Source organism: Nonomuraea sp. NPDC048901 (assembly GCF_040649695.1).
GTDB lineage: Bacteria > Actinomycetota > Actinomycetes > Streptosporangiales > Streptosporangiaceae > Nonomuraea.
The window spans coordinates 39,683-53,762 of sequence record NZ_JBEZFW010000008.1; the positions used below are offsets into that span (position 1 = coordinate 39,683).

General features: G+C 65.9%; 9 protein-coding genes. 3 read left to right on the plus strand and 6 right to left on the minus strand.

The genetic code is table 11. The features are described 5' to 3' along the window. Positions 1–119 precede the first annotated feature (119 nt). Positions 120–1,322, plus strand: a complete 1,203-nt coding sequence (locus AB0C30_RS27585) for an NADP-dependent malic enzyme (RefSeq protein ID WP_357949616.1) — start codon at positions 120–122, stop codon at positions 1,320–1,322. Positions 1,323–1,439: 117 nt separating this feature from the next. Further along, positions 1,440–2,786, plus strand: coding sequence for a hypothetical protein (locus AB0C30_RS27590; protein ID WP_357949618.1), 1,347 nt, complete (start codon positions 1,440–1,442; stop codon positions 2,784–2,786). Positions 2,787–2,851: 65 nt separating this feature from the next. On the opposite strand, the gene AB0C30_RS27595 is transcribed toward AB0C30_RS27590, so the two are convergent. The 6 genes from AB0C30_RS27595 to AB0C30_RS27620 all read right to left on the minus strand — a co-directional run bounded on the left by AB0C30_RS27595 (position 2,852) and on the right by AB0C30_RS27620 (position 12,274). Further along, on the minus strand, positions 2,852–4,339 hold the full coding sequence (locus AB0C30_RS27595) for a hypothetical protein (RefSeq protein WP_357949620.1): 1,488 nt from the start codon (positions 4,337–4,339) through the stop codon (positions 2,852–2,854). A 214-nt stretch (positions 4,340–4,553) separates the two neighbouring features. After that, positions 4,554–6,062 carry a hypothetical protein gene (locus AB0C30_RS27600; protein WP_357949622.1) on the minus strand — a complete coding sequence of 503 codons (1,509 nt, stop codon included), beginning with the start codon at positions 6,060–6,062 and terminating at the stop codon, positions 4,554–4,556. Positions 6,063–6,495: 433 nt separating this feature from the next. Next, entirely contained in the window at positions 6,496–7,998 is a 1,503-nt protein-coding gene (locus AB0C30_RS27605) for a hypothetical protein (RefSeq protein WP_357949625.1), read from the minus strand. Between the two features lie 394 nt (positions 7,999–8,392). Then, positions 8,393–9,559, minus strand: coding sequence for a hypothetical protein (locus AB0C30_RS27610; RefSeq protein WP_357949628.1), 1,167 nt, complete (start codon positions 9,557–9,559; stop codon positions 8,393–8,395). A 189-nt stretch (positions 9,560–9,748) separates the two neighbouring features. Next, positions 9,749–10,849 carry a hypothetical protein gene (locus tag AB0C30_RS27615; protein ID WP_357949630.1) on the minus strand — a complete coding sequence of 367 codons (1,101 nt, stop codon included), beginning with the start codon at positions 10,847–10,849 and terminating at the stop codon, positions 9,749–9,751. Positions 10,850–11,152: 303 nt separating this feature from the next. After that, positions 11,153–12,274, minus strand: coding sequence for a serine protease (locus AB0C30_RS27620; RefSeq protein WP_357949632.1), 1,122 nt, complete (start codon positions 12,272–12,274; stop codon positions 11,153–11,155). A 275-nt stretch (positions 12,275–12,549) separates the two neighbouring features. Between AB0C30_RS27620 and AB0C30_RS27625 the strand changes: the two genes are divergently transcribed. Continuing rightward, positions 12,550–13,998: an acetyl-CoA synthetase gene (locus AB0C30_RS27625; protein WP_357949635.1), complete on the plus strand. Its 1,449-nt coding sequence runs from the start codon at positions 12,550–12,552 to the stop codon at positions 13,996–13,998. The last annotated feature ends 82 nt before the right edge of the window (positions 13,999–14,080 follow it).

A 14,080-nucleotide genomic window follows, 5' to 3' on the forward strand; every position in this document is an offset into this window, starting at 1 on the left:
GGCACTATGGAGCGACGGGTGACCCCCGTAACCCCTCTTACGAGACGATCGGGGAGGGGCACCTGGCGGCTACCGAAGCCAGGCCTCTCGCGCCGTCTGCCGAAGGTCTCATCCGTCCGATGACTACTGGGGTCGCTGTGACTACCACACCCGCTTCCGTTGAATCCCTCGATCTCGATCCCGCCTTCGCGTTGCATCGCGGCGGCAAGCTCGAGGTCCGATCCACCATCCCCGTCCGCAACGCCGACGACCTTTCCCTTGCCTACACCCCCGGGGTCGCCCGCGTCTGCACCGCGATCGCCGACACGCCGTCACTCGTCAACGACTACACCTGGGTCTCCAATGTGGTCGCCGTCGTCTCCGACGGCACGGCCGTGCTCGGCCTCGGCGACATCGGCCCGGCGGCCGCCATGCCCGTGATGGAGGGCAAGGCGCTGCTGTTCAAGGAGTTCGGGGGCGTCGACGCGGTCCCGATCTGCCTCGACTGCACCGACGTCGACGCCCTGGTCGAGACCGTCGTACGACTGGCGCCCTCGTTCGGCGGCATCAACCTGGAGGACATCAGCGCGCCCCGCTGCTTCGAGGTCGAAGACCGGCTGCGGGACCTGCTCGACATCCCCGTCTTCCACGACGACCAGCACGGCACCGCCATCGTGGCCCTCGCCGCGCTGACCAACGCGGCCCGGCTGACCGGCCGCTCTCTGGGCGACCTGCGCGCCGTGGTGGCCGGAGCCGGCGCGTCCGGGGTCGCGGTCACCCGGATCCTCCTGGAGGCCGGCATCGGCGACATCGCGGTCGCCGACTCCAAGGGCATGATCTACGACGGCAGGGAAGGGCTCAACCCGGTCAAGCAGGCCCTGGCCCGCGACACCAACAAGGCGGGCCACAAGGGCTCGACCGAGGAGGCCCTGGCGGGCGCCGACGTCTTCCTCGGCCTGTCCGGCTCGACGGTGTCGGAGGCGGCCATCGCCTCGATGGCCGCGGACTCGATCGTGTTCGCCCTGTCCAACCCCACCCCCGAGGTGCATCCCGAGGTGGCCGCGAAGTACGCCAAGGTGGTCGCGACCGGCCGCTCCGACTTCCCCAACCAGATCAACAACGTGCTGGCCTTCCCCGGCGTCTTCCGCGGCGCGCTCGATGTACGGGCCACCACGATCACCGAGAACATGAAGGTCGCGGCGGCCGTCGCGCTCGCCGACGTGGTGGGCGCGGACGTCAGGGCCGACTACGTGATCCCCAGCCCGTTCGACGCGCGTGTAGCGCCCGCGGTGACCGCCGCCGTGGCCGCCCAGGCCCGCGCCGACGGGGTCGCCCGCCTGTAGTTCTGCGGGAAGCCGTAACTCCCTTAGGAAACCGCCAAATTTCCTTTACTCTCCGTGCTATAAAGAGGGCTCTCTGTAAGGATGCGGGCGCCGACTCCTGTTGCCGCGAGGAGAGCGATGGAACGCGAGCCCAATCGACTGCTACAGCAGCTGATCGCGGAGGCCGGCTTCTCCCACAAGGGGTTGGCCAGGCGCCTCAACGACCTGGGAGCCGCGCGTGGCACCCCTGGCCTGAAGTACGACCACAGCTCCGTGCTGCGCTGGATCGGCGGTCAGCGGCCTCGGGACCCTGTGCCGTGCCTCCTTACCGAGATTTTCGCACTCCGGCTCGGCAGGCCCTTCTCCCCCGTGGAGGTGGGCATGCCGGCCATCGTTACACCCCTGGATCTCGGACAGGAGTTCACGCACACGTGGAAGGAGGGGGTCGCGACCGTGACGGCGCTGTGGCGGGCCGATATGGAGAGGCGGCGCTTCCTGATCGATTCGACTTTCGCGATTGGTGCGGGCTCGGTAGGGGCCGTCCGCTGGCTGACGGCCCCGCCGGAGGAACGCCCGGGCGGCTCCGGCGCACGCCGCGTCGGCAGGGCCGACATCACCGCGATCCACGAGGTCACCCGTTCCTTCGGTGAGCTCGACAACAGGTTCGGCAGCGGACGCGTCCGCGCGTCGGTCATCAAATACCTCGACACCGCGGTCTCGCCGCTGCTCAAAGAGGGCGCCTACGGCGAGGCCACGGGCAGGCAACTGGCCGGGGCCGCCGCGGAGCTGACCCGCCTGGCCGGTTGGATGGCCTACGACCTGGAGCAGCACGGCCTGGCCCAGCGCTACCTGATCCAGGCGCTGCGCCTGGCCCAGGGCGCCGACGACCACGCGCTGGGCGGCGAGATCCTGGCCGGCATGGCGCACCAGGCCATCTACATGGGTCAGCACGCCCACGCGCTCGACCTGGCCAGGGCCGCCCAGCTCTCGGCCCGCCGCGCGGGCGTCCACACCCTGCTGTGCTCCGGCCTGGTGCTGGAGGCACATGCTCAGGCGGGCCTCGGCGACGCGCGCTCCTGCGGCAGCGCTCTGCACGCGGCCGAGGTGGCCTTCGACTCGCGGGCTCCCGCCGACGAGCCGGCCTGGCTGAGCTACTTCGACGAGGCGTATCTGGCGGCCAAGTTCGCCCACTGCTTCCGCGACCTGGGAGAGGGGGAGCGGGTCGTCCGGCAGGCGCACCGCTCGCTCGACATGGACGGCCGCTACGTGCGCGGGCGGATGTTCAACCTGTCGCTCCTGGCGGCCGGGTTGCTGCAGTGCGGGGAGCTGGAGGAGGCGTGCAAGGTGGCGGAGACCGCGTTCAAGCTGGCCGGTGAGCTGCAGTCGGTCCGGTCTCGTTCGTACGCGGCCGACCTGCGGCGGCGGCTGGAGCCGTACAAGAGCGAACCCGCGGTGCGGGCGCTGCGCGAGCTATCCGCTGTTTGAGCTTTCCGCTATTAGATGAGCCCGCCGCCGGATCTCCGGCGGCGGGCTCGTTATGTACCTATCTATTACTGCATCATCTCGCCGTTGGGCCCGACGATCGACTTGGTCGCGGCGTACTGGGCCTTGTTGTAGACGTCAGCGGTCTCGCCGTCGAAGTAGGCGGAGCTGATGAAGTCGATCCGGCCGTTGCCGTCCTGGTCGTGGAACATGCTCGTCACGCCGTTGACGAAGCCGGTGCGCTTGTTGTTGTCGTACTTCATCAGCCAGGGGCCGCCGTCGGCGCCGGGGGTCATGGAGCACTTCAGCACCTGGTGCGTCTCGACCTTGAAGGTGTTGACCTGGTAGGTCTTCGTACCGGTCTTGCCGGCGCACCACTTGGGCGTCACGCCGGTGAAGGCCTTGTCGCCGTCGGGGTGGGGGGCGCTGGGGTAGCCGAAGGCGGTGACGGTCTGGCCCATGGGCTGGTTCCAGGCGACACCCTGGCCGCCGACGATGTCGCCGAGGCGGCCCAGGTCCTTGGCGATGCCGATGACGTACTCGGCCATGTAGAACTTGCGCGAGGTGCCGGGCTTGACCCACTTTTGTGTGTAGTAGTGGGTGATGGAGTAGTTGCCGAGCTTGTCGACGCCCTTCTCACCCAGGCCCTTGTAGGCGGCGTGCTCCAGCTGCGTCACGGGGAGCGTCTCGGGCGCGCCGAACTTGAAGCCGTTGCCCTTGCCGGTCCTGGCGGCGTCGTACTCCTTCTTACCGACCTCGACCTTCTCCAGGACCGCGCCAGGATAGTCGGGGCCCACCTTGTCGGCCGGGGTGTCGGCACCCTCGGACCAGCAGTTGCCGAGGGTCAGGACGCACTTGGCGTACTCGGCGGGGCTGATCTCAACCGGCTTGACCCACTTGTCGCCACGCCACTCCTGGAACTCCTTGAACGACACCTTCTTGTCGTTGGGGAGCGCGAAGCCGTTGTGCACGGCCACGAACGCGAAGTCGCCGTCGTAGTCGTCGTAGGTGTCGAGGTCGTAGGTGGTGAACGCGTAGGCGCCCGCGTACACGCCGAACGGCGCCTTGCCCTGGTAATAGCCGGGGACGAACACCCACTTGCGGAAGACGTCCTTGCCGCGCTCGTAGACGCAGTGGCCGGCCGTGGCGACCAGGTTGCGGTTCCTGGCCTGGACGGAGGTGGCCGAGCACCAGCGGTAGTTGCCGCCGCTGTCGAGGAAGAAGACCTTGCCGATGGTCTTGGGCAGGTTCACGGCCTTGGTCTTGGTGGCGGCGGGCGTGGTGCCGGTGGGGGAGGCCGAGCCGGGCTTGCCGTCGGGCGCCTTCGCCTGCGTGGAGACCAGCTTCTGGACGTCCTTGGCGTCGACGTTGTACTGCGTGGCCTTCTTGAGGGCGGCACCGTTGGCGTCGAGCCAGAAGTAGGCGTTGCTGTAGGCCTCGGCGGCCTTGGGCGCGAGCGGGTCCTGTACCCAGTCGGGGGCGGCGGCGTTGGCGGGGAGGGTGAGGGCGGCGGCGCTCAGGCTGGCGGCGGTCAGGGGGACGAGCAGGCGCTTCACTGAGGATCTCCACAAAGTTAACAAGCAGGTTGTTAAGACCCTATCGACCCTCTGGTCACTCTGGTAACAGATTGTTCGGGAGTGTTACAGAAATGGTGGAGTACCAGGTCATGGCCTAGTTTGTGCAAGAGAAAGGCCGAAGGGCCCGGCAGGATGCCGGGCCCTTCGGTAAAGCTGGTGGACGATGACCTAAGCCCTCGTCCGGTTCAGCGAACTACTTGACGAGCTTGCCGGACCACGAGGCCGCAGCGGCCTTGTAGATCGCAGCGGTCTCACCGTCGAAGATCGGCGAGGTGATCGTGTCGTAGCGCTTGTTGCCATCGAGGTCAACGATGAGGCTGGTGACACCGGTGACGTAGCCGAGACGCTTGGCGTTGCTGTAGTTCGCCAGCCACGGGCCACCGTCGTAACCGGCGGTGACGGCGCACTTCAGCGACTGCTGCTCCTCGACCTTGCGGGCCGGGATCTTGACGACCTTGCTGGCGGTCTTGCCGTAGCACCACTTCGGCGTAACGCCGGTGTAGGGCTTGCTACCGTCAGGGTTGGGGCCGAAGGGGTACCCGAAGGTACGAACGACCTTGCCCGGAGCCTGGTTCCACGCCACACCCTGGCCGCCGACGTTGTCGCCCAGACGGCCGACGTCCTTCAGCGCGGCAGCGGAGGTGTACAGGTCGTAACGGACGAACTTGGTGTCCGTTCCCGGCTTGTACCACTGCTGCGTGAAGTACTCGGTGATGAGGAAGTTGCCGCGGCGGTCCTGGGTCTTGTCACCCTTGCCGTGGTACCCCTTGTACTCGCTCTCGGTCACGACCGAGGTGACGGGCTCACCGAAACGCTTGCCGTTGCCAGTGCCGAAGCCGGCCCGACGGTACTCGTCAGCGGTGACTTCGACCTTCTCGACGACAGCACCAGGGAACTCGGGGCCGGTCTTCTCCTTGGCCGTGCCCCGCTTGATGCCGTAGTAGTCAGCCCGCTTCGGGTCGAGACGCCCGGCGCGGTACTCGTCGAAGCCAACCTCGACTTCCTTGACGAACTTCTCGCCCTCGTAGGCCTTGAAGGTCGCCCAGTCCACCTTGGAGGCGCTGTTCTGCACGCCGCCGATGCCGTTGTAGACGGTGACGAACGAGTAGTCGCGGTCGAAGTCCTCGTAGACGTCGAAGTCGTAGTGGGTGAAGGCCTGCTTACCCACGTACAGACCGTAAGGCGTCTTGCCCTGGTAGTAACCCGGGACGAAGACCCAGCGCGAAACGACCTCGTCGTTGCCGGCGATGTCGTAGACGCAGTGACCGGCCGTGGCGACCAGGTTGCGGTACTGCGACTGGACCGAGGTACCCGAGCAGTAGTAGAGCTTGCCGTCGCGGCCCTCGAAGAACACCTTGCCGATGGTCTTCGGCATGTTGACGTTCTGGGACTTGACGGCGACCTTCTTCTCCTCGCCAATCGGCAGGGAGGAGCCGGGCTTCGTGTCGGCGCTATAACCGCCACCACGGGAGATCTTCTCAACCTCGAGGGAGTCGGGGTTGAAGGCCACAGCCTGCTTCAGCGCCGCGTTGTTCGACTTGGTCCAGAAGTTCAGGGTCTCTTCTGCCTGAGCCTGAGTCTTCGCCAGGGCGTCGGACGCGACGTCGCCGGTTGCGTTGGCCGCAGCGGTGCCGGCGAGGCCGGCAGCCAGCAGACCGGTGGCCAGAATGGCGCCACCGGCGGGGAGGAGGATGCGCTTCAAGGTAACTCCTTGGTCTGTCGTGGAGCGCTTCTTGCGCCCCATGCGTCAGTAAAGGGATAGCCAGGAACATACAGTGTCGATCTTGAAGTTAGGTAGCTGCTTTGGAGGGAAAAACAGCCCTAAGTCCGGCGTGATCGTTCTGTGATGTTTAAGTCGCGATAGAGGATGACTTGCCGGAAGTGCCGGATGACACCGTTTCCGCAGATCAACATAAGGAAGTTGTCAGTGTGACTGCGGTGGCTCCAGTGCCGCCCTCCCGACTGCGATCCGACTGATGTGACGCAGATCACACCACCTTGATGGCACCGTCCGGGCGCCCCATGCGTCCAAACGCCCTTCAGATTTGCCCGGGAACGCCGAAGGGCCCGGCGATGCCGGGCCCTTCGCGAGTTACCACTGTGCGCACCGTCCTGGAACGGTCGCGGTGTGTTACTTAGATGATCTTGCCGGACCACACGTTCGCAGCGGACTTGTAGACCGCAGCGGTCTCACCGTCGAAGTACGGCGAGGAGATGTAGTCGACTCGCTTGTTGCCGTCCTGGTCGTTGAAGGTGCTGGTGACACCGTTCACGTAGCCGAGACGCTTGCTGTTGCTGTAGTTGAGCAGCCAAGGGCCACCGTCGGCGCCCTCGGTCATCGCGCACTTGAGCGCGACGTGCTCTTCGATCTTCTTGGCGGCCGAGCCGACGACCTTCTTGCTGGTCTTGCCGTAGCACCACTTGGGCGTGATGCCCGTGTAGTTCTTGTGGCCGTCAGGGTGCGCCGCGGCCGGGTAGCCGAACACGCGGACGTACTTGCCCGTGGGCTGGTTCCAGGACACGCCCTGGCCGCCCACGACGTCACCCAGGCGACCGACGTCCTTGGCAGCGCCTTCGATGATGAAGAACTCGGTCTTGTAGAACTTGGTCGCCGTGCCGGGCTTGAACCACTGCTGCGTGAAGTAGTGGGTGATGGTGTAGTTGCCACGAGCGTCCTGGGCCTTGGTGCCCGGGCCCTTGTAGGCGTCGTACACCGCCTTGGTGACGTTCTCGGTGACAGGCTCGCCGAACTTGTACCCGTTGCCCTTGCCGACCTTGGCGGCGTCGTACGCCTCCTTGCCGACCTCGATCTTGGCGACCTCGGCGTTGGGGTAGTCCGGACCAGCCGGCTCGGCCTTGCTGCCGCGCTTGGCCCAGCACGCCTCGATCGACGTCGGGTCGAGCTTGCACTTGCGGAACTCGTCCCGCGAGATCTCGACGTCCTTGGCGTCCTTGATGCCCTGGTACTTCTCGAAGTCGGCCTTGGAGACCTTCTTCGCGGTACCGCCACCGAGCTGGATGCCGTTGTACACGGTCACGAACGCGTAGTCGCGGTCGTAGTCCTCGTACACGTCGAAGTCGTAGTGGGTGAAGGCCTGCTTACCCACGTAGATCCCGAACGGCGTCTTGCCCTGGTAGTAGCCGGGGACGAAGACCCACTTGGACATGACGTCCGAGTTGGTGGCCGTGTCGTAGACGCAGTGACCGGCCGTGGCGACCAGGTTGCGGTACTTCGACTGGACCGAAGTGGCCGAGCACCACTTCTTCTCGCCCTTGCTGTTGACGAAGAACACCTTGCCGATGGTCTTCGGCATGTTCACGTTCTGGACCTTGGTGGAGGTCTTCTTCTCCTGGCCGATCGGGACGGACGAGCCAGGCTTGCTGTCGGCGCTGTAGCCGCCCTTGCTCTGCAGCTTGGCGACGTCGCCGGAGTCCCAGACGTTGGACTCCTTCGCGGCCTTGAGGGCGGCGTTGTTGGTAGCCGACCAGAAGTCCGCGATGGCCTTGGCGTCAGCGGCGCTCTTCGCCATCGGGTCGGAGGCTACGTCGCTGGCGGCCGTGGCCGTACCGGCGAGGCCGGCAGCCAGAAGGCCGGTAGCCAGGATGGCGCCACCGGCGGGGATGAGGATGCGCTTCAAGGGAACTGCTCCTTGCTCTGTCGTGGGTCGCAACACGCGTCCCATGCGTCAGTAAAGGGATAGCAAGGAACATAGCGTGGTGATCTCCGCAGGTAAAAGCCGTTCTGCCCCATCCGGTAGGCGCCCTTACCGTCGTGACCTTTCCGTTACCAGTCAGAGATCTTAGCGGAGCGTGATCAAATTGCCACGTTTTCGCAGGGTATGAAGGGGGTTCGGCGAAGGGGCTGTGAGGAGTGCGACACGCTTCGCGGTCGCTCCAATGTGACTCAGATCACAGGAACCAGATTGGCGCGAGCTCCGTCTAATATCGCCAAATCCGCATAAATGATCTTGTGGGAGCACAAAAAAGGGGCTCGGCCGAACCCGGCCGAGCCCCTTTTTGGGTGTTGAGTGGTTACTTGTACAGCTCGCCGTTCGGGCCGACGATCTTGCCGGACCACGTGTTCTTGGCCGAGTTGTACACAGAGGCCGTCTCACCGTCGAAGTACGGCGAGGTGATGTAGTCGATGCGGTCGTTGCCGTCCTGGTCGGCGAAGGTGCTGGTCACGCCGTTGACGTAGCCCAGACGCTTGCCGTTGCTGTAGTTGGCCAGCCAGGGGCCGCCGTCGAAGCCGGGCGTCACGGCGCACTTGAGGCCGATGTGCTCCTCGATCTTCAGCCACGGAGCGCCCACGGCCTTGGCGGTGGTCTTGTTGTAGCACCACTTCGGCGTCACGCCGCTGTAGGGCTTGTTGCCGTCGGGGTGCGGGCCGGCCGGGTAGCCGAACGCGCGGACCTGCTTGCCGGTGGGCTGGTTCCACGACACGCCCTGGCCGCCGACGACGTCGCCGAGACGGCCGGCGTCCTTGGACAGCAGGATGTAGTAGCGCCCGCCCCAGTTCCGCTTGGGGCCGACGAAGCCGTCGTACTCCTTCTTGGTCACCTGCTTGACGCCGTTGAAGGAGATGCCGTTGTAGACGGTCACGAACGCGTAGTCGCGGTCGTAGTCCTCGTACACGTCGAAGTCGGTGTGGGTGAATGCTTGCTTGCCCACGTAGATTCCGAACGGGGCCTTGCCCTCGTAGTAGCCGGGCACGAAGACCCAGTTGTCGAGCAGGGCCTTGTTGCTGTCGGTGTCGTAGACGCAGTGGCCGGCCGTGGCGACCAGGTTGCGGTAGTTCGACTGGATGGACGTGGCCGAGCAGTAGCGGAACTTGCCCTTGCCGTCGACGAAGAAGACCTTGCCGAGCGTCTTGGGCATGTTGACGTTCTGGGCCTTGCCGGGGGCCTTCTTCTCCTCCCCGATGGGAGTGGCGCTGCCCGGGTTGCCGTCGGGGCTGTAGCCGCCCTTCGAGACGACCTTCCTGACTTCCTTGGCGTCCCAGGTGTACGCGGTGGCGGAGCGGAGGGCGGCGAAGTTCGACGCGGCCCAGAAGGACGCGACCGAGGAGGCCTGTTGCGTGTTGCGGGCCATGGGGTCGGTGGCGATGTCGCCTTGTGCCTGAGCGGTGCCTGCCAGGCCGGCGGCCAGGAGGCCGGTCGCCAGGACGGCGCTACCGGCCGGGAGAAGGATGCGCTTCAAGGTAAAACTCCAGACGCGGGGCGCCTCGTGCACCCCAGAATGCAGCAAACGGACAGGCGGGAACCTATCGGTCTGACTCTGGTCGTGTGAATTACCCGATACTGGAGTCAAGCGCGACGATCATGGCCGTGACCATCTCGAGATGTGAAACCGGCTGATCACTCGGGGTGGCGATACGCTGGGTGTAACTTACGTCACATTTTGCGGTGTTGCGAGCCCTGCGGCGCGTCGGTAGACCTCGCCGGTCGTGGCGTTGAAGGTCGGGGAGGACACCGCGTCGTAGGCGCCCTTGGCGTCTCTGTTCCAGGTCAGGCTGTTGATCCCGGTGAGGAGTCCGAGCTTCTGCACGGGCTGGTAGTTGAGCAACCAGGGGCCGCCGCTGGCGCCGGCGCTGAAGTCGCACGGCTGGAGCTGCACGCCGTACTGAAGGTCGAGGCTGGGAGCGACCGTGCGTCTTGTGCTCCCCGAGCAGACCTTCAGCGTCTTGCCGTCGAACGGGTGGCTGCCGTCGGGCTGCGGGCCCGCCGGGTAGCCGAAGGCGGTGATCGTGAGAGCCAGGCCCTTGCCGAGCGTCAGGCCCTGCCCGCCGACGTTGTCCTGCAACCGGCCCACATCCTGCATGGTGAGCTGGCCGTTCTTCTCGACCCACTTGAAGCCGCGGTGCACGGTCACGAACGCGTAGTCGAAGTCGTAGTCGCCCTTGCCCGGCCAGTCCTCGTGCATGCTGATCGACGCGCCCACGTAGATGCCGTCGGGCGTCGCCCCACCGGGACCCGGATTGGGGACGAAGATCCAGTAATCGGCGGGCTTGCCCTGGCGCGAGTCGTACGCGCAGTGTCCGGCGGTCGCCACCACGCTGCGGTTCTTGGCCGCGATCGAGCTGGCCGAGCACCAAAATTCCTTGTCGCCGAAGCGGAAGAAGACCTTGCCCATGGTCTTAGCGGCCGCGCTGTCCTTCGGGAGGGCGGGTCCGACGTTCGGCGGGATCTGCCGGCTCTTCGCCGGGACGACCCGCAGGCTCTTCGCTGGGACGATCTGGCCGCCACCGGAGGCGGTCTTGGAGGTGGGCGAGGACTGCGAGGCCGGCGTGGCGGGGCTGTACTGGTCGGCATTCTTGAGCCGGTCGGGCTTCCAGTATTCGGCGACCTTCTTCATGTCCGCCGCCGACTTGGCCAGCGTGACCGAGTAGACCCGGCTGTTCGGCGCGGCCGAGGCGGTCCCCGCGAGGGCAGGCAGCATCAGCAGCGCGCTGAGCGCAGCCGCTACCAGGTGCCATGCCCGGGGGATCATGGAAATGCCTTGCCTTTGGGGGTTAGTACTTCTGGGGGTGTAACGATGGATTTTTCCAGATCACTCACTGTATTGCAGCTCGGATGGAGATTCGTTATCTGATCAAGCGTGACTTGTGTCCCATAAGGAGTGCGTCAAGGGGTTCGATCCGGATAGCGTCTCCGATCCATGTGAGGATCGTTTCCGCATGTCAGAGGCATAGTACATGAGCCGACTTCGTTGTCCATCCGCCTTTCCTGTGTGTTTCTTGATCACGCGTGAGAAGGGCCCCGGCCGGGAGTAGCCGGGGCCCAGGGTGGGGTGCTACGGCATGTTGCCGGTCCACCGGTTCGCGGCGGCCTTGTACACGTTGTAGGTGTCGGTGTTGAAGTACGGCGACGAGATGTGGTCGTAGCGGTCGTTACCGTCCGTGTCCCACGCGACGCTGTTGACACCGATCAGGTAACCGGTACGGGTGGAGCTCTTGTAGCTGTACAGGAGCGGTCCACCGCTGGCGCCGGCGGTGAAGGCGCACTTGAGGCCGATGTGCTCCTGGAGGTTGTACTTCGGCGCGGCGGGCATCGGGGCCGTCTTGCCGTAGCACCACTTCATCGTGCGGCCGGTGAACGGCTTGTCTCCGTCGGGGTGCTCGCCCGCCGGGTAACCGAAGGAGAACACGTTCGCCTTGGTGCTGCGGTTCCAGGTGAAGCCCTGGCCGCCGACGTTGTCACCGAGGCGGCCGACGTTCTTCCGCGTCCACTGCCACTTGTCGTTGACCTTCTCCCACTTGACCTTGATGCCGTTGTAGACGTTGACGAACGCGTAGTCGTAGTCGTAGTCCTCCTTCACCACGAAGTCGTCATGCGCGTTGAACGTCTTGGCGGCGTAGATGCCGTAGGGGGCCTTGCCCTCCCAGGCGTTGTTGCCGTCCCAGTACGACGGGATGAAGATCCAGTTGTCGTAGAAGGTGTCCTTCTTGGTGTCGTAGACGCAGTGGGCCGACGTTGCCACTAGGTTGCGGTACTTGCCCTGCACGGAACTGGCCGAGCAGTACCGCCAGCTCGCCGGATTCGCCGGGTTCGACCCCGGCAGCGTGAAGAACACGCGTCCGACCGTGTTGGGCAGATTGACCTGCTTACTCTTGATGCTTTTGGTCTTCTCCTCACCGATCGGGGGGACGGATCCGGGTGGGCCGTCGGGGGTGGAGTTGACGCCCTTGACGCCGTTGGAACGTGCGTCGAGGTTCGTGTCGTAATCGGCCGCCCGCTTGATGCGGTCGGGCGTCCAGAACTGGACCGCCTGCTCCGCGGGAGTGGCCGCGTTCTTGGACACGACGTCGGAGGGTGGGGTCGCGTTGGCGGCGGTGCTGCCGACCATCCCCGCGGCCAGGCCGATGGCCGTCAGACCGGCGAGCGGGATCGCGATACGCCTTGCTCGGGAATACATGAAGCTCCTCTCAGTTCTCGGCGGCCCAGAGCGGGGTACTGCGCCCCGGTGGGCCAGGAAAACGTTCGGAACGTTAATGAATGGCGCAACCCGACAGCCAGGAAACGACGTGAAAAAGTCTGGCCCGGTTCCATTCCGTTATGGAAATAACTAGATCGCATGTATTCCTAGAAAGCATTCCTGCAGGTCGATGCCGGTGTTAATTTCCTCTGGCACCACTGGTAACAGTGATTATCAAATGCCACCGCTTATCAACCGAATGTTATTCTGGTTAGATGGGTGACATGGATCCACGCACCCCCTGTCTCATAGGTACGGCCCAGCGCACCGTTCACGAACAGCCGGGCCCGGAGCCACTCGACCTGTGGGAAAACGTCGCGCGCGAGGCGGCTCGCGAGGCGCGGCTGCCGGTCGAGCGACTCGACTCGATCCAGCTCGTCTACACCGACTCGTGGCAGTACGACTCCCCGGTCGGCCGGCTCGCCGACCGCCTCGGCGCCGCGCCCCGGCACCGGGCCTACTCCATGGTCAGCGGTACGGCCCCGCAACTCCTCATCGGCGAGGCCGCGGCCAGGATCGCGGCGGGGGAGCTCGACTCGGCGCTGATCGCCGGCGCCGAGGCGTTGGCCACGCGCCGGTCCTACCGGCAGGCGGGCGAGCACGTGCCGTGGAGCCATCCGGCCGATCCCAAGCCGCCCTACGGCTGGGAACGGCCGCCGCATCCGGCGGAGCTGGCCCACGAGCTGTTCCTGCCGGTACACACCTACCCGATCATGGAGACGGCCCGCCGCGCGTCCCTCGGTATGTCGATAGATGAGGAAATGGTGGACCGGGGGCGGATGATGGCGCCGATGACTGAAGTCGCGGCCGCGAACCCGCACGCCTGGCGGCGTACCGCCCGAACTCCGGAGGAACTGGTCACCGGCAACCGCTTCATCGGCTGGCCGTACACGCGCAACACCGTGGCCGTGGGGGAGGTCGACCAGGCCGCGGCCGTCGTCCTGGTCGCCGCCGGGCTCGCCGACCGGCTCGGCGTACCGCGCGATCAGCGCGTGTACCTGCGCGGCTGGGCTTACGGCGAGGACACGTGGGAGGTGGCGGCGCGGCCCGCGCTCGGCGCCTCGCAGGCCATCGCGCGCACCGCCGAGGCCGCGTTCGCGCGGGCCGGGCTGGGCCTCGACGACATCCACGCGCTCGACCTCTACAGCTGCTTCGCGATCGCGCTGCGGCAGGCGTGCGACGCGATCAAGCTGGACCCCCTCGACCGGCGCGGCCTGACGGTCACCGGCGGCCTGCCGTACGCGGGCGGCCCCTCCAGCGACTACGTCCTGCACTCGACGGCCACCATGGCCGGGCTGCTGCGCGCCCAGCAGGGTCACGGGCTGGTGACAGGGGTCGGCATGCACCTGACCAAGCACACGTACGCGATCTGGTCCACGGACCCGGGCGGCACCCTGGGCGATGCCGCACCTGTCTTCACCGCCGATCCGGTGGAGATCGTCGCCCTGTACGACGGTCCCGCCACGGTGGCCGGCTACACGGTGACGCATGGGCGCGACGGGGCGCCGGAGAAGGGCATCCTCGTCGTGGACCTGCCGGGCGGGGGGCGCGCTCATGCTCACGTACTGGAGGCCGAGCTCCTGACGGACGCCATGTCCAGGGAGCTGGTCGGCCAGGGGGTGCGGCTGGCGTCCGACGGGAAGGTCAATGTGGCGCTCTGGTGAGGTTAAAGACTGTGCAAGAATTGTGACCGCGCGATTACTATCTGCTGTTGACATTTTTATGTCAGGGGCGGACGCTGGTGTC

Bases quoted from the DNA above. Each gene is read 5' to 3' on its own strand.
- AB0C30_RS27585 (WP_357949616.1), top strand. From the start codon at position 120: ATGACTACTGGGGTCGCTGTGACTACCACACCCGCTTCCGTTGAATCC.
- AB0C30_RS27590 (WP_357949618.1), top strand. From the start codon at position 1,440: ATGGAACGCGAGCCCAATCGACTGCTACAGCAGCTGATCGCGGAGGCC.
- AB0C30_RS27615 (WP_357949630.1), bottom strand. From the start codon at position 10,849: ATGATCCCCCGGGCATGGCACCTGGTAGCGGCTGCGCTCAGCGCGCTG.
- AB0C30_RS27620 (WP_357949632.1), bottom strand. From the start codon at position 12,274: ATGTATTCCCGAGCAAGGCGTATCGCGATCCCGCTCGCCGGTCTGACG.
- AB0C30_RS27625 (WP_357949635.1), top strand. From the start codon at position 12,550: ATGGGTGACATGGATCCACGCACCCCCTGTCTCATAGGTACGGCCCAG.